This window comes from Pseudoalteromonas sp. SCSIO 43101 (assembly GCF_023650775.1).
Lineage (GTDB): Bacteria > Pseudomonadota > Gammaproteobacteria > Enterobacterales > Alteromonadaceae > Pseudoalteromonas > Pseudoalteromonas apostichopi.
Window position 1 is genome coordinate 726,192 of record NZ_CP072674.1, and the last position, 18,425, is coordinate 744,616.

Below are 18,425 nucleotides of genomic sequence, written 5' to 3' on the forward strand. Positions count from 1 at the left end.
TTTGCTCCCTTAGTTAACTTTAAACGCTTGCGATTTAACAAGTTCTACCATGGCATCAATATCAGGCTTAAGTAAGCGGTCTTCTTCTAATTTGGCAACTTTGCTGCGAATTAATGCAAAGTTTTCTTCAATGATGTCAGAACACTTATTAGGACGTCTAAATTCAATTGCTTGTGCTGCATACATAAGCTCAATTGCAAAGATTTTATCAAGATTACCTAAAATCTGGTTTAACTTACGACCAGAAATACTACCCATAGATACGTGATCTTCTTGACCCATTGATGTTGGTACACTGTCCGCTGATGGTGGGAAACACAAAGATTTGTTTTCTGTTACCAATGCCGCAGTCACGTATTGTGGGATCATCATGCCAGAGTTTAAGCCACCCGATGACGTTAATAAACGCGGTAAACCATGTAAGCCCTCAAGTAGCAAGTAACAACGACGATCAGCAATGTTACCAAGCTCTGCTGCTGCAATTGAAGCATAATCTAATACCATAGCAAGTGGTTGACCGTGGAAACCACCACCCGAAATTGCTTCTTCTTCGCTGATCACAATTGGGTTATCTGTAACTGAATTCATTTCTGTTTCAGCAAGTTCTTTTAAGTGGTAATACGCATTACGTGATGCACCATGAACTTGAGGAATACAACGCAGTGAGTAAGGGTCTTGAACACGGTCACAATCAGTATGTGAAGCCATGTTTTCAGAGCCTGCAAAAAAGCTGCGCATACGCGCTGCAACTTCGATGTTACCTTTAAAAGCACGGATAGCATGTAACTCTTCACGGAATGGTGATTCGCTACCTTGCATACCTTCAATACTCATAGCACCTGCGATGTCTGCAAGGTCTAATAGGTAACGCATTTTAGTAAGCGCAGTAATGGCATGAGATAAAATAAACTGAGTACCATTAATTAACGCTAAACCTTCTTTAGCATGTAAATCTAGAGGCGCTAAACCGTGCTCTTTTAATACTTCTGCTGCTGGCTTGATTGTGTCGTTTACCCAAAACTCACCTTCACCTAGAAGAGGTAAAAATAAGTGCGATAACGGTGCTAAGTCGCCCGATGCGCCAACTGAACCTTGCTCTGGTACAACAGGAATGATATCAAGTTCAATAAACTTAAGCATACGCTCAACAACGGTTAAACGAATACCTGAAAAACCTTGGCTTAATGCATGTACTTTGGTGATTAGCATTAGCTTTGAAATAGGTTTAGCGATTGGCTCACCCACACCTACAGCGTGTGTGATCAATAAGTTCTTTTGTAGTAGGTTAGTTTCTTCTGGAGAAATTTGTGTATCACATAATGGACCAAAGCCAGTATTGATACCATAAATGGCTTTATCTGAGGCAGCCATTTTGTCTACATTTTGGCGGCTTTTATTAATTTTATCAATTGCTTCTTGGCAAAGCTCTGCCTGTAACGTACCGGCTGCAATAGCATTAACGCTATCTAACGTTAATTGGTCAACACCATACTTAAATGTCATTTATAACTCCTAAAGAACAGGATTAGTTTTATTTAGAGGGAGTCTAGCTTGCTCTAGTTGTTTTACAAATGCATAATTATCGTTATTCATTCCAGATTTATCGAACTAAAAGAAGAGCTATGCAAGTTCATGACGTAGACCTGCGCTTATTGCGCGTTTTTGTAGCAATTGTTGAGTGTGGCGGGCTTTCAGCCGCAGAGTCACGTTTGAATATTGGCCGCTCAACCATCAGTGCGCATTTATCAGACTTAGAAGTAAGGCTTGGCATTAAATTATGTAAACGTGGCCGCAGTGGCTTTGAAATTACAGATGCAGGAGCTATCACCTATCAGGCATCGATTGAACTGCTTCAGCAATGCGAAGCCTTTGCTAATACCGTAGCAAGCTCTAAAAATGAGTTATCGGGACGTTTAAGTATCGCCATGATAGATACCATGGTTAGCGATCCACGCTGTGCCGTTCCCCGTGCTATTGCAAGGTTAAAAGGAAAAGGTAAAAACATTCAGTTCGATATTAACGTATGTGAAGCACGAGAGGTAGAAACCGCAGTAGCCAATGGCCGCTCGTTAGTGGGGATTGGTGTTAGCCGCCATCATATTCGCGGATTAGATTACACCGCCCTACATAACGAAACCAACTTTCTGTATTGCGCAGTCGGTCACCCGTTATTTAATTGTGAAGACAAGAAAATAAATGAGCTGCTCAAAGAAGCGGAGGTGATTACCAGTAACTACATGCGTGATAAAGAAAGCCGAAACGACGGTTTAAACTATCAAAATAGTGCCGTTGCCTACCATGATGAAGGGATTGCACATTTAATTTTATCTGGTGAGTTTATTGGTTATTTACCTGATCACTATGCACAGTTCTGGGTCGATAAAGGCATTTTTAAGGCTGTTCAGCCAAACAAATATCACTACGATATTCCTGTGGTATTAATCACCTCAAAAACAAACGCCAGCTCCCCTTTAGCAAACGCTATGATTGACGAAATTAAGCGCTGTTACGCGGTTTAGGCTTTATTACTTTTTTGGCGCTTTTTGCTCATTTATAAGCACTAGACTAAACGCGATTATGGCAAGGTTTGTAGTTACAGGATTAAACGCTTCGATTAAAAGTGCGGGTTGTAAAACAGCAACAAACAGCATTAGCCCAACTAAAGCAGCTATATTGAGAATATTGATTAAGATGGAACGGTAGAAAATAAAAAACAGCACGGCAAATATAATTTCACCTATGCCAGCTGCTCGGGTGATGAGCGTTGAGATTTCGGGATTAAAACCAAAACTGGCTGTCATTTTTAGCTCTAGGGGGGCAATGTGAATAAGCTTTGGTATCAGCCCATGATAAAACCAACTAAAGCTAATAATAAATCGAGCTATTTGAATCGTATTTAAATGCTTCATTAGACAAGTTGGCTTTGTGTGCTCTGTTATTCAGAGCACACAGTATAGCTTATAAGCTAGTAGGTTGACCGAAACGGTTCTCAGCTTCATCACCAGCTAAAAAACCATTTTCAATTAAAGCCCAGATAGGACCAATTAATGGCACAAAACTAATTAGTACCCACCAACCTGATTTATTACGGTCATGCCAGCGTTTCACTTGAATCGCAAGCGAAACCCATATTAGCGGAATATAGAGAATAAGCATGATTACAGAAATAGCAGACTCATTACCACCTGTTAATAGTGCTACTAAAAACATAAGAACAAATGAAGCTAAAATCATACCTAATGCTGAATACCAATAAGTCTTACGAGGAATACGTCCTTTAAAAGAAAACAAAATTTCTTTTATGCTTAAAGTGGTTGTTTCTGTTGATGCTGTAGCGAGGTTTGCTTCTGGGGCTTGATATACATTTTCTGACACTGTCATTTCCTTTGATATGTGTTGTAGCAAACCGATTTAATCTAGTCTGCTGATTTATATTGTAAATAGTGCTGAATTCAGCATTAATAAGATAACACAAAGTGAATAGATTTGGGTACTAAGAAATTACTTAAAAGCCATAGACAAGTAAGTATAAAGACATAAAAAAGCACCCTTAGGTGCTTTTATTTAACTCGGTTGTTGCCAATACTTGGCGTATAAATTTGGGTAGGTTTGTTTTAAAAACTTTGCTTTATCTTTAAAACGTTTACCTTTTGGTTGCTCAAGGCCTGATGGCACAAAGGGTAATTCGTCATCATTACGCTCTTCGTACAACATACCGGCAATCAAGTCGTACTCATCTAAATACGGGTAAGGCTGTTCGTTTAAATGATAAACTGGCGTACACTCAGCAATTGAGTCTGGGTTTTCAAGCGCCTTTAAAAAAGCCTGTTCACCACGTGAAATAAGCCAACATAAAAACTCAGAAAAGCCATAATCATCGTTACAACCGGCCATTACATAAGCTGCACCAAATAAGTCCCAGGTATAGGCTTTACGCATACGTAGGTTAAACTGCTTATCAAATTCCATCAGCTGCTGGTCAGATAAATCAGTCAGTTTTGCTTTTAATGCATTACAAACAGACTCAGGCTCGGCAGTTTTATCTTCGGCGGTCACGAGTTGCCAAAATTCACTTTCGCTTAAAACACTCATGATAAAATCTCTTTCACGCGCCCTACTTGACCATCATCAAGTTGAACTTTAATACCATGCGGGTGATTCGGTGACTTAGTTAAAATACGTGACACTATACCTTGAGTTAACTGACCAGTTCGTTGATCTTGTTTTAATACAATGTTGACTTCGCAGCCAATTGAAATTTGTGAACGCGTAGGCACTGCCATTGCTATATCTCTTTCAATAATTTTTGCCGATTATAGCCATTTGCAGCTGGCTTACCAAATTAAACCTGTTTGATTGGGCTGTTTTTAAGCAGCTCCTTTGGCAATATTTCATTTAAACGTTCAGTAATGGCTTGAGCTTTGCCTTTAATTTGAAAATCGAAGCCTTGGCCGTTGCCATCTAAAATGACAGCTAAATAGTTATCAGCAACTTTCAATTGTGTAATACGGCTCAACTCAAGAGTCTCTACTTGCTCGCCATAATACACCTGCTTAACCGTGAGGCTTGTGTCTGTTGCTGTGAGTGTTTTACTAAGGGCTGTTTTGGCTACAAACTTTTCTGTATAGCGATAGGCCTGTGCCAAAAAACCGATAGCAAATATAAAACCAGTAAAACTTGAAATAGGTAATGAGTCTGATTGCAAGCTGTACACACCAATAATACAAAACAACACAGCAAGAGCTAGGTTTAACCTAACCATCTGTTTAGGGGTTAAATTTAAATTCATTTTTATTCCTTTAAAAACGCAATTGCTTTTGGATTGATCGCTAAATCTATTGCACTCAATTCTTTGATAATTAGACTGCTAATTAACTGGGTTTGCTCAGCTGTAATCGGCAGCTCTTTACAGTAACAACTTACTCTCAGCGATTGCGGTAGTTTTTTTAGATCAGCAGTATGAGTTAACCATGAAAATTCGTGTACTTGTTCTTTTGCTTGTTCGCACGCTTGCGTTAACGCAACTCGAATAGCCTTATCTTGGCGCTTTTCAGTTTTAGTCATGTTCTGCTTGTTGTTTTTTAAATTCTTCGTAGCCATCTTGCTGGCGCTTTACACACTCATGGTACTCTTTATCTGCCATATGATTGCATTCACTTAAACGCGCCGATTGAATTTCATGATAACGGGCGTCTGAGCTACAAGCTGACAAGAGCACTACAACAGTCGCGATGATGGCCAATTTTAAAGCATTAAAAAACATTAAATTTCCTTTATGTAGTTATACATTGGTGCTGCGTTTTCCTGTATATTGCGTGGGTTTAAATATTATTACCAAAGGGTTCTATATGATGTTGTCGCAGTTACAAGAGCTGTTTCAGCGTATCGATAAAAGTAAAATTTTTCAATCATTTGTTATCGCTGTCATTGTTATTTCAGCACTAACAGTGGGTGCACATACCTATTCATTACATCCTACAGCTGAGCTTGCTTTACATTGGATGGACGTAGGTATCACGGTATTCTTTTTAGTTGAACTAGTGATCCGTTTTATCGCAAGCCGTGGCTTTAAAGATTTTTTCAGCAAAGGTTGGAATATTTTTGATTTCATAATCGTGGTCGGTAGCCTTTACCCTGCAGCTGGATCAACAATTTTTATCGCTCGATTACTGCGTATTTTCCGCGTTCTGCGACTAGTCTCTATGATCCCAGAGCTTAGACTGCTGGTTAACTCGCTTTTAAAAGCTATTCCGCAAATGGGCTATATTGCCCTACTTATGTTTGTGATTTTTTATATTTATGCCGCTATGGGTAGCATGCTGTTTGCTGATATAAACCCTGTATTATGGGGCGATGTATCTATTTCTATGCTCACCCTATTTAGGATTGCAACGTTCGAGGATTGGACTGATGTCATGTATGAGACCATGGCTGTGTATGAACTCAGTTGGATTTTCTACCTAACGTTTATCTTCTTAACTGCCTTTATATTTTTAAACATGATGGTGGGTGCAATTTTAGAAGTCATGTCTGAAGAGCATCGCAACGCTCGAGAAGAGCAAACATCTGATGCCGACATGCCTGCAACCAAAGGACAAATTGCTCAGCTACAAGCTGAAATGGCCGAACTAAAACAATTACTGAAAGAAAAGCAGTAACATTTTAAGAGGTTAGTTTTTAGATATTAGGCGCTAGGACCTAGCGCCTTTAATTTATCCTCTTTTTTCTACTTTCCATGGTGGGTTTAAGCGGTTCTCTCCGGCCCAATACAATTTAATTTTATTACCTGATGGATCTTTTAAAATTGCTTCTTTCCATAAATAACGCTGGGCGGTTTGTGGCTGTTCAAAGTTAATGCCTTTTTCAACAAGGCTTGCGTAGAGCTCATCGAGCTGCTCATGTTCAAAATAAATTACCGCATGATTATTATAATTATCGGTTTCTAATGACAGCGAAAATGTGGCATCACCATCTGGGCATTGAAAGCGTGCGTAATGCGGGGTATCTACAATCTGAATCATTCCCAGTGTTAAGTAAAAAGCCACCGCTTCATCCATATCTTTTACAGGTAACGTCACCTGATTGAGCTTCATTTTCAATTCCAATGTAATTCAATATTCGTTATGTCAGCATATCGCGAACAGCAAATTAAGCAAAAGATAAGTGACGAGTTACAAGTTACAAGGGGAAAGTTAGCAAGCTACAAGATGAAAGTTGTAGGAGGCGTTTCAACGCCGAGCAAATAGCATCGATTTTACATCGCGTCCTAGAGCCTGAATCCTAGCGCCTAATGTTTTTCCAACGTAGGCGTGAAACTTGTTTCGCGCGTTTGTTTATAAGAGGCGTTTCAAAGCCAAACATTTATGGTTCACGGCAAAAGCCGTTCCTACATGAAAATGTTCAAGGTTTTGTCGCCATAAATAGCGACTTACAAAGACTAGCCATTGGTAAAAACTAATTGAGATGGGTTGTCTGTTTGAATAAACAAGACTCTTGTCACTGTTGAACCTGATTCGTCTTTTGATGTGTTTGTGAAAAGGTAGTTTTCATCAAAAGTACTCAACTTATCAAGATCAAAATCAGAGTTAGCCTCATGGTGAAATGACATAGCACAGACTTTACCTCTACAAGCAAAGTCTTCAGCATAAACGTCGTTTGTGCGAATTTGACTCAACATCTCGAGCAGCTTAACTTCTCTTTCTATTGAATTATCTGTTTCTTCAGTAACTCGTACATTATTCAAAAAGTCATGAAATTCAGGAATTGTGATTGCGCCAAATACGCTTTGCTGTTTAATTTACCCATTATCAGTGATGAATGAATTGGTAACAGATTCTGATGATGAAAAATGTCTATCAGCTAAATTCGTTTGTTGACCTTGCTCTTCACTCACCTTATTACCTTCAGGCTCTGAACTGGCTAATTGTTTAACTTGAATAGTGCTTTGATGTATATCTTTGTTATTCGCCGAGATCACTTCTTTATTAGAATCACTATTAACTTGACTCTCTATTACGGTAGCCGTCACCTCACTATTGTTGCTCGATGAAGTAACCAAATAAGTTATTAGCGAACTGATAGCAATCAAAATTAAAACTGTGAATCCATTTAGTTTAACCATTACTAAAATCCTTTTATTTTTAAACCTTAATCCCCTGAAAATACAATAGATTATTTTGTATGACAAGTAATGATTTTTTAGTTTGTAAGATACGAGAGTAAAGTTTGTAGGAGGCGTTTCAACGCCGAACAAGTAGCAGCGATTTTACATCGCGTCCCAGAGCCTAAATCCTAGCGCCTAATGTTTTCCAACGTAGGCGTGAAACTTGTTTCGCGCGTTGTAGGTCGTGCTTTAGCGCGTTAAAAGAGAAGTTTGCGAGTTACAAGGTGAAAGTTTCAGGAGGCGTTTTAACGCCGAGCAAGTAGCAGCGATTTTACATCGCGTCCCAGAGCCTAAATCCTAGAGCCCAATGTTTTCAATCGTAGGCGTGAAACTTGTTTCGCGCGTTGTAGGTCGTGCTTTAGCGCGTTAAAAGAGAAGTTAGCGAGATATGAGAGTAAAGTTTGCGAGTTACGAGAGTAAAGTATGTAGGAGGCGTTTCAACGCCGTACATTCATCGTTCACAGTTATTGTCGCCATAAATGACGACCTACATGGCTGTAGCCATTCCTACACGAGTTCCATGTGTAATATTGGAAATGGTTTGCCCATATCATCTAAAGGTGAGCGTGAGATAACTTTAAACCCCATATGTTGATAAAACCCAACTGCAAGTGGGTTTTGCTCATTAACATCCACTTTGTTGGCTGCTAATTGCTCAACCGCATAGTTCAAGAGTACTTTACCTATCCCCTCACCTCTGGCAGCATCTAAAATGAACAACATTTCAATTTTGCTATCGTGAACACCAACAAAACCTAAAATTGCTTTATGTTCATCCTTTATGCACTTCAAAGTAACATTTGGAAAAGCCTGCTCAATGATAATGGGCTTAAAAAAGGCTATGTCGTCTTCTGTTATAAAATCATGTGTCGCTCGAACTGAGTTTTCCCATACACTAAGTAGTTCTGGGAAATCTTCAGTGTTCACACTTTCTATTTTCATTGTCATCCTTGCTGGCCATCTAGTGCTTTATTTAGCTCGGTTAATGGTAAAGACTTATAAAAATACCAACCTTGAATTTGATGATTAGGATTAAAAGCTTTTATGAAGTTATATTCTTCAAACACCTCAACCCCTTCAAAAATGACCAAGCGATTAAGATTTGTAACCAGAGACATAATGGCTAATACCATATCCTGTTTAAATTCATCCGTTATTGATTGTGTTAATATTTTATCAATTTTAATGATGTCGAAGTTAATTTCAGTGAGCCACACAAGGTTAGATACTCCTGTTCCAAAATCATCAAGAGCAATAATAAAGCCATAGTACTTTGCCCGTGTTGCAAAGTTAGATAACTCTTCAAGTGGCAAACCTATTCGCTCTGTAATTTCTATTTTTACTTGCTGCGGCTTTATTTTATAACTCATACAAAGTTCGTATAGGTTATCTAAATACTCTGAAGTTTTAATTTCGTACGCATTAACATTAATCGCAACTGTGAACTCGGGATCCCTATGTAAAATAGCTGAAAGCTCTGCAAATGCTCTTTTAACTAAGTCATATGCTAAGGTTGAGTACAAGCCTAACTGTTCTGCGATACTTAAGAAAAGTTCAGGTGATACATTTCCATGAACGGCGTCTTTCCACCTAACTAGGCTCTCCACACCAATTATTTTATTATTTTTCAGCTCAATTATTGGTTGGTACTCTAAATATAATTCACCGTTTTTTATAGCTTTACGCAACCTAAACTCGATTGAAGAGTTCTTATCAAAATATGAAATAACAGAATAAGCAATTAAAAAACTTATTAACCCGATTAAACAAATAAGTGATGACGAGATAAAAATTGGTAAATAAAGTAGCCCAGGACGATTATTTAACGTCTCTACGCAGTATTCGAATTTTGAACTGCAAATTTTTAATTCCTGAGAATTTAATAACGTATCCTTTTTGAACTGATACTCAGATTTGTAGTTATGGAAAGTATGGCTCTCATTTTTTGAAATAATTTTATAAGAAAACCCTTTTTCAAGATGGTCAAAACTCTTAAATGGTTCATTAATTGTGAAAGCAATCACGTTGTCTTTTTTTGTTATATCGTATCTGGCTGGAACTGGGAAAATATTCCCTACCTTCGAAGCGAATTGATACCCCGAGGAAGAACTATAAAACTCTCTTGCAAATAAAATTGGAGTTTCAAATAGTCCCCAGTTTGCTGAACAACCGACCTTACCATCAAAAATTAGACCTAAGTCATGAGTGTATTCATATTTTGAAAGAATTATACGTAATGTGTTGATGGAATCAGAGTCACATCTATTAGGAGATAGCGTTGCGACTTCTTGGATAGAAGCCACTATATCATTCGATATATTTTCTGCTTTAGTTAATAGAGATTCAGCAAACTGCTTTTGATGATTTACTTGAAGGTAGCTTATGAGGAGGTGGAGACTCAGCGTAAAAAATAGCATGATAAAAAATATATAAATAGTTTGTTTGTTATTGTTTAGCTGAAATATTTTTCCCTGCATGTTCTACTTTAGGTTTGATAATACCAACATAAAAACTAACCTTTAATCTCTATTTAATCAACAAAAAAGGGACAAGGTTAGTATCCAAGCATAATTTTAACTACTCTAAACTTTAAACTTACCTACTAAATCAGTAAGCGTGTTCGATAATAAGTTTAGTTTCTCTCCGTTGCCTCTTGCACTTTCAGCAATTTCGCTGACATCATCCGCCGCGTTTTTAATCTCTACCACATTACGATTAATGTCTTCAGCTACATGCTGTTGCTCTTCAGCTGCTGTCGCGATTTGTGTATTCAAATCGCTAATATTAACAATTGACGCGGTTATTTCACTAAATTGTTGCTGTGCTGAATGGGCTAACTCAACTGTTTTATTTGTGCGGTTTAAGCTGGTTGTCATTTCTTTTGACACTTGATCAGACATCTTTCGTAAGGAGTCTAATTGGCTTGCAATTTCTTCTGTTGATTCAGATGTTCTTTGTGATAATGCACGAACCTCATCTGCAACAACCGCAAAGCCTCGGCCATGGTCGCCCGCCCTCGCCGCTTCAATTGCCGCATTTAATGCTAATAAATTGGTTTGTTCTGCAATCCCTCTTATTACGCTCAATATCGACATGATGTTTTCACTTTCAGCATCAAGTTGGTTTATATCTTGAGTTGCTTTGGTGATCACTTCAGACAAAGATACAACGCTATCAACAGTCTGAGAAATCACACTTTGTCCAAGCTCTGAGGCTTGTTGAGTTTGCGATGCAAGCTCAGCTGCATTTGCACAACTGGCAGAGACCTCATTAGCAGTCGCTGCCATTTCATTAATCGCTGTGGCCGCCATTTCAAGAGCTTGTTGTTGCTGCGATGTTGAGCCTGACAGTTGTGCGGCCTGTGATGATGTTTGTGCGGAGGTATCACTCACATTTTGAGCGCAATCATTAATTTGCGTAACTAAATCCGATATCAGGTTCAAAAATAAATTAAAGCTGTTTGCTAATTTGGCCGTTTCATCACGTGTTTTAATAACCAAACGTTTGGTTAGATCACCACCACCTTGCGATATTTCTGTCAGGCCATCACTTACTTCAACAATAGGTGCTGAAATTAATTTAGAAATGTAGCTAGCAACTAGAATGAATACAGCAATCAGAATTGCACTGATGACTAAAATAGTAATCGTCATTGCATTTGCGGCACTCATCACTTCAGATTTTTCAACTAAGCCTATAAATTTCCAGCCTAGTTTTTGTGAGGTATAAATATTCGCTAAGTAATCTTTACCATTAATGTCTATTTCAAATTGACCATGATTATTCTCAGCGAGCTGCTTGTATTTTCCGTTATTGACTTGTGCTAGCTGCTTAAACCTGTAATCAGCATTTTTAACGTCAACGAGTACATTGCCACTGTCTTCAATCAGCATTAAATAGCCAGTTTCACCAAGTTTAATGTTCGCAATAATATCGGTAAGCCCCTGCAAGGATACATCCATGCCTTGCACACCAATAAACTCGCCCTCTTCTTTAATTGCCTTAACAGTAGAAACAATTACCATGTCATCTACTGCCCAATAATAGGCATTGGTTCTTACTGTTTTACCATTTGCAGCTTTACCTGTTTCGTACCATGGCCTAACTCTTGGGTCATAATTTGCTGTTACTTCACCCTCTGGCCATTGAATATAACCACCTTGTTCATTACCCATGTAGATATAAGCAAGTCCCGGGTGGGTTACGCCAAAGTGATCAAACAAACTAAAAGCGTTTTTTTCGGTGCTACTGCCACTTAAATGATCAAGCATCTCTGCACTAGGTGATTGCATATGGGTTTTAACGCCTTGCTTGGCGTCTAAGATAGCGGTATGAGAAGCAAGGTAATCGACATTTTTCTCAATTTCTGCAAAAAACATACTGATACCATTATCGACTTGTCTGGCTTCTCTTTCACTAAGCTCGGCAAAATTGTCGAGAGCTTGCTGTCTTGTTTGTGTAATTACAAGCGCAGCAATGATGATCAGCGGCAGCGCGATGGCTGATGCAAAAGCGAGCTTTAATTTTTTTGAGATATTCATAGCATACTTCCAACTAGGTACTTAAGAAAATATAGTGAGGCCTTGGAAGTTCAGCAAATAAATAAGTGTTTATTTTTATGGGGCAAAATAGATTGGGCTAATAAAATCAATGTGCAGTTTATGGCTATTTTTATTGTCTATACCCAAAACTTACCTTCATATATATGTCATTTAGTTGACATGAACATGGAATGTACTAACTTTAGCCTTAGTAATTAACATGCTTTTAACAAAACCATGCTAGGTACTTTCCAACCAATTGGCAGCATTTGCTGGATGCAAATTAGCTGCCTATTCCTACTTCGTGTTTTAGCATATAGCTAAGTAAAGCCTGACAATCAGGGTGTTTATCGGCCTTTAACCCAGCTACAACACCTTGCTGATCCGCCGCCGATTTATGCTGGCCTAACTTTTCTTTTGCCTGAATTGAGTCAAGTTCAATTTTAATGCCTACAATTCCCCGCAGTAACTTTGCTTGATATTCATCTGGTAGCAAACTGGTATCGTTTAAAATACTTGGCTCGTATTGCCTAATTAGCTCATCTAGGCAAGCTAAGGTGTTTTCATCATCAAGATATGCAACCTTACCCTTGGCATGAACCACAGCATAATTCCATGTCGATACAGCAGGCTTTTCTGCATACCATGTCGGAGATATATAACTATGAGGCCCATTAAAAACCACTAATACCCGAGTATTTTGCAAGCTTTTACCATGACCATTTGCCCGTGAAACATGACCATATAAGGTCCCAAACTCGCCCTCATCGGGTTTATAAACTAATGGTAAATGAGTTGCCTCAAACTCACTATCAACCATTAATGCAAAGCTGTAGGTTTTAATAAACTGCGACACTCTTTCGGGTGTCATTTTCCATTTACTAGGCGTGTGCATTACTTTCCTTTAGTGCTAAAAAAGGCCAGCAAGCTGCTAGCCTTAATGTTGAGTTGTGTGATTAATGTTGACCATCAACAATAATGCGTAACATGCGGCGAAGTGGCTCTGCAGCACCCCATAACAGTTGATCACCAACCGTAAACGCGCTGATATATTCAGGGCCCATCGCTAATTTACGAATACGACCAACAGGAATAGACAGTGTGCCAGTTACTTTTACAGGTGTTAAGTCTGTAGCAGAAATGTCACGGTCATTAGGGATCACTTTTACCCACTCATTGTGAGAAGCAAGAATTTCTTCAATTTTCTCAACGCTAATGTCTTTGCGAAGCTTAATTGTCATTGCTTGTGAGTGACAACGCATTGCACCAATGCGAACACATAAGCCATCAACAGGGATAGGTTGTTCGCTGCTGCCTAAAATTTTGTTCGCTTCAACTTGCGCTTTCCACTCTTCTTTACTTTGACCACTTGGCATTGGTACATCAATCCAAGGAATGAGGCTACCTGCTAAAGGCACACCAAACTGGTCTTGCGGTAAATCGCTTGAGGCAATTTTTTCGGTGACTAATTTGTCAATTTCAAGAATAGCAGCGTTAGGATCAGCAAGCTTATCAGCAACGGTTTCGTGAATTGCACCCATTTGTGCAATTAATTCTTTCATGTTGCGAGCACCTGCACCAGAAGCCGCTTGATATGTCATTGGGCTAACCCATTCAATCAAGTCTTGCTCAAATAAACCGCCAAGTGCTAATAACATAAGTGATACGGTACAGTTACCGCCAACATAAGTTTTAACGCCTTGCTCTAGGCCCGCTGTGATAACATCTTTATTTACCGGGTCAAGCACAATAATACTATCGTCACTCATGCGCAGTGCCGATGCCGCATCAATCCAGTAACCTTGCCAACCTGATTCGCGTAATTGCGGGTAAACGGCTTTGGTATAGTCACCGCCTTGGCAAGTGACAATAATATCCATCTTTGCAAGCTCAGAAATATCATTGGCATCTAAAAGCGGTTTAGCTGGGCCAGCAAGATCAGGACCTAATTGACCGGTTTGAGAGGTGGTGAAAAAAGTCGTGTCGATATTAGAAAAATCATTTTCTTGCTGCATACGTTCTAATAACACAGAGCCAACCATGCCCCGCCAACCGACTAATCCTACTTTTTTCATTGTTTGTTCCACTGTTTGATTCATTCAAATTACCTAAACTGTTAAAAATTAAAGTCCATTGCGTGAGAATTTAATTTTTACAGAAGTAATCTAGCATTGCGGCCCAAGCAAAACCAGCGCAAACCGAGTAACATCAAAATTTTTCATCATCGTATTAGCGGACAAGCGTCTGGTAGCACCATGTTTAGCGCGCCAGCATGCACTTCAAAACGCTGTTGTTTTGAGGTGATTGGCTCGCCATCTAAGTTTATAGGCATTTCTGTTTGTGTTTGCCATTCAAGCCAAGGCACTTGAAAGCGTTTTACCCACTTTTGTGATGAATTAGGGTAGTTGCTTAGCTCTTCGATAACCGCCGGCACATCTGAAATTGCAAATGATGTAAACGCCACTAAATCAACCAAGCCATCATTTATGTATGCATGTGGCGCAAGTAGCTGACCACCACCCGCTTGGCGACCATTACACACGGCAGCAGCAATAATATCGCCCGAAGCACGCTCACCATCAGGCAGTGTTAACTCGCCACTGTAAGGTACAAAACTAAGCGCTTGTACAAGCCCTGCCAATGTATATGCGCCACCTCCTAGTATGTTCTTAAGTGCAGGCGGTGTTGTAGCGGTAATTTTAGCCCCAAAACCAGCACTGGCTACGTTCACAAAGTAACGCTCATCAACCTCTACCGTATCAATTGCATGCGGCTGACCATTGGCGGCAAGTTTAAGTGCTGGCAAGTACCCGTGAGGAATGTGGGCGGCTGTGGCAAAGTCATTCGCCGTGCCCATAGGTAAAATAGCAAGCTCTAAACGCTGTGATTTTTCTAACTTCATTAATGCATTAACTGCTTCATTAACGGTGCCATCGCCACCAGCCACAACAACACGTTTTACGCCTTCTGCTACGGCTTCATTAATAAAGCGCTTAATGTCACCGCCTTCATAGGTAACACGCACCGCCAGTGGCTGACTAGTTCGAAATTTACCGATGGCGTCACGAAGCTGCTCATCAGCCGCTTTTTTACCATTTATAATTAACCGTAAGTCCATTTTAAATCCCTGTTTTAACACTTAGAACTACCATAACACGCAATGGTTTAATATACCCAAACTACCTCAAGATGCGAGTTTCAGTTGGAATTAAAAGCGATTTAGGCAAGGCATTGATTGCAAGTAATAGTGGTTCTATTGTTAAAATCAATAACGCAGTATAAATCGCTTTTAAACCAACCCCTTGGGCGCTTCACAGGCACTTACTCTCATCGTTGTTACTTCTTAAAAGGGACTGCCATTCTTGCAAAGTAACGCCTTGATATTAAGCACCTGTGAAACGCTGAATTCTGCATCTTGAGGTGGTTTGGGTATAGACAATACAGAAACAAAAAAGCCCTGCTATTGCAGGGCTAAATCAACGTTAGGATTTATTATTGTATCCTTCCTTGGGGGAGTTTCATTAAAACTCGTAGCTGAAGCCTAAGCTAAACTTAGTGCCTTCTTCTTTCTTCCAAAGTGATAAACCTTCTTGTTCAATTTCTTTATCTTGACCAAGGATGTTTTCAATTTTGAACTTAACTTTTGTATTGAAGTTCGGGAAGTAAGAATAAACTAAATCAAGCGAATGGAATGGCTTCTCTTCTGCATCTTCGTTACCTCGAGTACCTGGTACAATAATACGCGGACCAAACACGTTATATACAAGTGATGTTGAATGGAAACCATCAGCTGAGTCATAACCCATCTGCAAGTTTGCTACCCACTCAGAGTGACCCACTAAACGGCGCTCATCGTTAGTAACAATGTTAGACACTGTATCTGCATCAAGTGCATCTTTTAATTGCTGCTCAAACAACGAATCAACACCGTCAGAATCATCAATGCCTAGTTTCACACTTGAATCAGATAGCGTAACGTTACCCGACAAAAATACACTCGACCAGTCAGCACTGATAAAGCTAAAATCAGTTAAGAAATCAACCTCAATACCGGTTAACTCACCTGATTCAGCATTAGCAGTTAATAACTGTGGTGCCGCACCACCAACACCCGCAAGCTCTACCATTTCAATAGGGTTAGTAATGTCTTTGTAGAACAATGCAACTGATAGGTTATTACCTGATGCCATATACCATTCAAAACGGAAATCAGCATTTTTAAGTTTTGAACTTTGTAATGTCGGTGAACCACGAACAAGGAATTCCGTTAACGGGTCAACGAAGAAAGTAGAGCTAACATCACGCATATCTGGACGAATCGTTGTCTCGCTTAAATTTAAACGAAATTGCATTTCTTCATCCATGATATAAGTCACAGCTAAAGATGGATAAAAGTCATCTTCTTTGATAGCTACTTCAGCTAACTCATCAGTTGTCGCATCAAACAAATTACTATGCGCCTTAAATGGCACTGATACTTGCGCAAAATCTTCCCAACGAACACCACCAGTAATACGCCAAGTGTTGTCGATAAAGTAGTCAGCCATAAAATAATAAGCATCTAGCTTATGTGCCGCACTGTATTTATCACCGTCAGTTGTTCTGTCGTCGAAAATACCTGACCCCGTTGAACTTGCATAGAAAGCATCATTATTGATGTTATCGTAAGCGAAAATTTCATCTAAACGTGAGCCAAATGAATAATCATCTGAAATACCACGGTGTGTAATACCGAATGTCGTATTATTTGCGTTACGTGTTTTCTCAGAGAAGTCGCCACCTACTTTTAGCTCAAGCTCATAGCCTTCACCATAAAATGGCATACCCATGTTCCAACCCCAGGTATCAACTTCGTCATGAAGAACTTGGAATTCACGTGTCACGTTAGTTGCAGAAACGTCCTGTAATTGCTCAGATACAAACGCCCCATCGTCATAGTTACGTTGGAAAACAGCATCAACACCACCTGGAGCATCACGGTTTGCACGGCTTGTACCGGCATACCAATCAACAAACAAGTTGTTAAAATCAATAAAGTTGTGGGTGCCTTTTAATTGGCTGGAGAACATTTCACGCTCTTCATACACGACATCAACACGGCGAAGATCACGAACACCTTCTTCCGTTTCGTTGGCATCATAGAAATTACGATTACGAACACGGTCACGCATGTCATGCAGGGCAATATTAGTCAGTTCAATTTTATGGTTTGAATTAAACTCATAACCAATATTGAATGTCCCACTCCAACGCACATTTTGTTCAGTCGATGTACCATCGTAATACTGAGCAAAACACTTGTCTTCACACCCTAAGCTGCCAAGGTTGGTACCACTTTTCTCTTGCGCTACTTCCCACTCATTTTCATAAGAAACAGCAGCAAGTACACCAAATGTGCCCATTTCACTTTCAAAGCGATCGCCTAGTGAAACTGAAAAGCTCATTTCAGGATCAACGTCTTTTTCAGTTGCTGAAATATTCCAGTCAAGAGCCGACATCAATGCTTGGCGCTCAGCCAATGTTGTATTGATATCACCCTCAAGGCCAGCACCATAAAAGGCATCGATGAACTCACTTGGTAACGCGCGAGTTCCATCGTCACGTCCCATCCAGTCATCATCACCACCTTCATAGAAGTAGCCTGTATCACTGTTATTGGTGTTATAAGAAGTACCAATATCGACTTTAAATAAAAAATCAGTCGGAATTGATTTGGTTCTAATATTTACGTTACCACCACCAAAATGCGCTGGCATATCGGGTGAAAACGATTTTTGAACACTAAGACTTTCAATAATATCTGATGGAAATAAGTCAAGCGGTACAACTGAGCGAGTTGGATCAGGGCTTGGTACATACATGCTATTAAGCTGAGTACTCGAATATCGCTCACCTAAACCACGAACATAAATGAACTTGCCATCAACAAGTGTCAAACCTGTTACACGACGAAGTGCCGATGCAGCATCGCCATCACCAGTACGAGAGATTTGCTCTGCACCCATGATATCAGCAACGAAAGCTTGATTTTGACGCTCTTGAAGAACCGCGCCAGCACTCCCTTTTAAACGCTGTCCTACAGCAACCACTTCTTCAATTTCTTGTGCTTCATCCGCTGCATAGGCAGTATTCACTGATAAGCCAACTAGTGCTGCAAGCACTGCGTGGTTTATCTTTGAACGCACAAGTTTAGAGGGGGTAAAAGATTTCATTATTATACT

20 protein-coding genes are annotated in these 18,425 nt (G+C 39.6%); 2 read left to right on the top strand and 18 right to left on the bottom strand.

Features of this window, described 5'->3' with window-relative positions; translation table 11 throughout:
* Positions 1-9: 9 nt before the first annotated feature.
* The gene (gene hutH, locus J8Z25_RS20280; RefSeq protein WP_130052518.1) at positions 10-1,503 is read right to left on the bottom strand and encodes a histidine ammonia-lyase; all 1,494 of its coding nucleotides are present in this window, start codon (positions 1,501-1,503) and stop codon (positions 10-12) included.
* A 119-nt stretch (positions 1,504-1,622) separates the two neighbouring features.
* Between hutH and J8Z25_RS20285 the strand changes: the two genes are divergently transcribed.
* Positions 1,623-2,519, top strand: a complete 897-nt coding sequence (locus J8Z25_RS20285) for a LysR family transcriptional regulator (RefSeq protein WP_130052519.1) — start codon at positions 1,623-1,625, stop codon at positions 2,517-2,519.
* Between the two features lie 6 nt (positions 2,520-2,525).
* On the opposite strand, the gene J8Z25_RS20290 is transcribed toward J8Z25_RS20285, so the two are convergent.
* The 7 genes from J8Z25_RS20290 to J8Z25_RS20320 form a co-directional block, all read right to left on the bottom strand.
* Positions 2,526-2,909, bottom strand: coding sequence for a DoxX-like family protein (locus tag J8Z25_RS20290; protein WP_130052521.1), 384 nt, complete (start codon positions 2,907-2,909; stop codon positions 2,526-2,528).
* 49 nt (positions 2,910-2,958) lie between these two features.
* Complete coding sequence (locus J8Z25_RS20295; protein WP_205987947.1) at positions 2,959-3,375, bottom strand: DUF805 domain-containing protein; 417 nt, start codon at positions 3,373-3,375, stop codon at positions 2,959-2,961.
* 189 nt (positions 3,376-3,564) lie between these two features.
* Positions 3,565-4,092: a DUF4240 domain-containing protein gene (locus J8Z25_RS20300; protein WP_062565591.1), complete on the bottom strand. Its 528-nt coding sequence runs from the start codon at positions 4,090-4,092 to the stop codon at positions 3,565-3,567.
* Positions 4,089-4,283, bottom strand: a complete 195-nt coding sequence (locus J8Z25_RS20305; RefSeq protein WP_130052523.1) for a YwbE family protein — start codon at positions 4,281-4,283, stop codon at positions 4,089-4,091. The genes J8Z25_RS20300 and J8Z25_RS20305 overlap by 4 nt, the downstream gene beginning before the upstream one ends.
* Before the next feature lie 59 nt (positions 4,284-4,342).
* A complete protein-coding gene (locus J8Z25_RS20310; protein WP_130052525.1) occupies positions 4,343-4,789 on the bottom strand; it encodes a hypothetical protein in 447 nt (148 codons plus the stop codon).
* A gap of 2 nt (positions 4,790-4,791) precedes the next feature.
* Positions 4,792-5,064 carry a hypothetical protein gene (locus tag J8Z25_RS20315; RefSeq protein WP_130052527.1) on the bottom strand — a complete coding sequence of 91 codons (273 nt, stop codon included), beginning with the start codon at positions 5,062-5,064 and terminating at the stop codon, positions 4,792-4,794.
* Positions 5,057-5,263 (bottom strand): hypothetical protein, encoded by a 207-nt coding sequence (locus J8Z25_RS20320; protein ID WP_130052529.1) that lies wholly within the window; start codon positions 5,261-5,263, stop codon positions 5,057-5,059. The genes J8Z25_RS20315 and J8Z25_RS20320 overlap by 8 nt, the downstream gene beginning before the upstream one ends.
* 88 nt (positions 5,264-5,351) lie before the next feature.
* Here J8Z25_RS20320 and J8Z25_RS20325 point away from each other — a divergent pair, with 88 nt between their 5' ends.
* A complete protein-coding gene (locus J8Z25_RS20325) occupies positions 5,352-6,158 on the top strand; it encodes an ion transporter (RefSeq protein WP_175580486.1) in 807 nt (268 codons plus the stop codon).
* Positions 6,159-6,212: 54 nt separating this feature from the next.
* Here J8Z25_RS20325 and J8Z25_RS20330 read toward each other — a convergent pair whose 3' ends face one another.
* The 10 genes from J8Z25_RS20330 to J8Z25_RS20375 all read right to left on the bottom strand — a co-directional run bounded on the left by J8Z25_RS20330 (position 6,213) and on the right by J8Z25_RS20375 (position 18,416).
* The gene (locus J8Z25_RS20330) at positions 6,213-6,593 is read right to left on the bottom strand and encodes a VOC family protein (RefSeq protein WP_250662146.1); all 381 of its coding nucleotides are present in this window, start codon (positions 6,591-6,593) and stop codon (positions 6,213-6,215) included.
* A gap of 344 nt (positions 6,594-6,937) precedes the next feature.
* Positions 6,938-7,177 carry a hypothetical protein gene (locus J8Z25_RS20335; RefSeq protein WP_250662147.1) on the bottom strand — a complete coding sequence of 80 codons (240 nt, stop codon included), beginning with the start codon at positions 7,175-7,177 and terminating at the stop codon, positions 6,938-6,940.
* A 120-nt stretch (positions 7,178-7,297) separates the two neighbouring features.
* Positions 7,298-7,621 carry a hypothetical protein gene (locus J8Z25_RS20340; protein WP_130052535.1) on the bottom strand — a complete coding sequence of 108 codons (324 nt, stop codon included), beginning with the start codon at positions 7,619-7,621 and terminating at the stop codon, positions 7,298-7,300.
* Between the two features lie 549 nt (positions 7,622-8,170).
* Entirely contained in the window at positions 8,171-8,605 is a 435-nt protein-coding gene (locus tag J8Z25_RS20345) for a GNAT family N-acetyltransferase (protein ID WP_130052537.1), read from the bottom strand.
* Positions 8,606-8,607: 2 nt separating this feature from the next.
* The gene (locus tag J8Z25_RS20350; protein WP_130052539.1) at positions 8,608-10,140 is read right to left on the bottom strand and encodes an EAL domain-containing protein; all 1,533 of its coding nucleotides are present in this window, start codon (positions 10,138-10,140) and stop codon (positions 8,608-8,610) included.
* Positions 10,141-10,245: 105 nt separating this feature from the next.
* Positions 10,246-12,204 (bottom strand): methyl-accepting chemotaxis protein, encoded by a 1,959-nt coding sequence (locus J8Z25_RS20355; protein ID WP_130052541.1) that lies wholly within the window; start codon positions 12,202-12,204, stop codon positions 10,246-10,248.
* Between the two features lie 283 nt (positions 12,205-12,487).
* A complete protein-coding gene (locus J8Z25_RS20360) occupies positions 12,488-13,099 on the bottom strand; it encodes an FMN-binding negative transcriptional regulator (protein ID WP_130052543.1) in 612 nt (203 codons plus the stop codon).
* A 61-nt stretch (positions 13,100-13,160) separates the two neighbouring features.
* The gene (asd, locus tag J8Z25_RS20365; protein ID WP_130052545.1) at positions 13,161-14,303 is read right to left on the bottom strand and encodes an aspartate-semialdehyde dehydrogenase; all 1,143 of its coding nucleotides are present in this window, start codon (positions 14,301-14,303) and stop codon (positions 13,161-13,163) included.
* Positions 14,304-14,425: 122 nt separating this feature from the next.
* Complete coding sequence (yegS, locus tag J8Z25_RS20370; RefSeq protein WP_130052547.1) at positions 14,426-15,322, bottom strand: lipid kinase YegS; 897 nt, start codon at positions 15,320-15,322, stop codon at positions 14,426-14,428.
* A gap of 403 nt (positions 15,323-15,725) precedes the next feature.
* Complete coding sequence (locus tag J8Z25_RS20375; protein ID WP_130052549.1) at positions 15,726-18,416, bottom strand: TonB-dependent receptor domain-containing protein; 2,691 nt, start codon at positions 18,414-18,416, stop codon at positions 15,726-15,728.
* Positions 18,417-18,425: the final 9 nt, after the last annotated feature.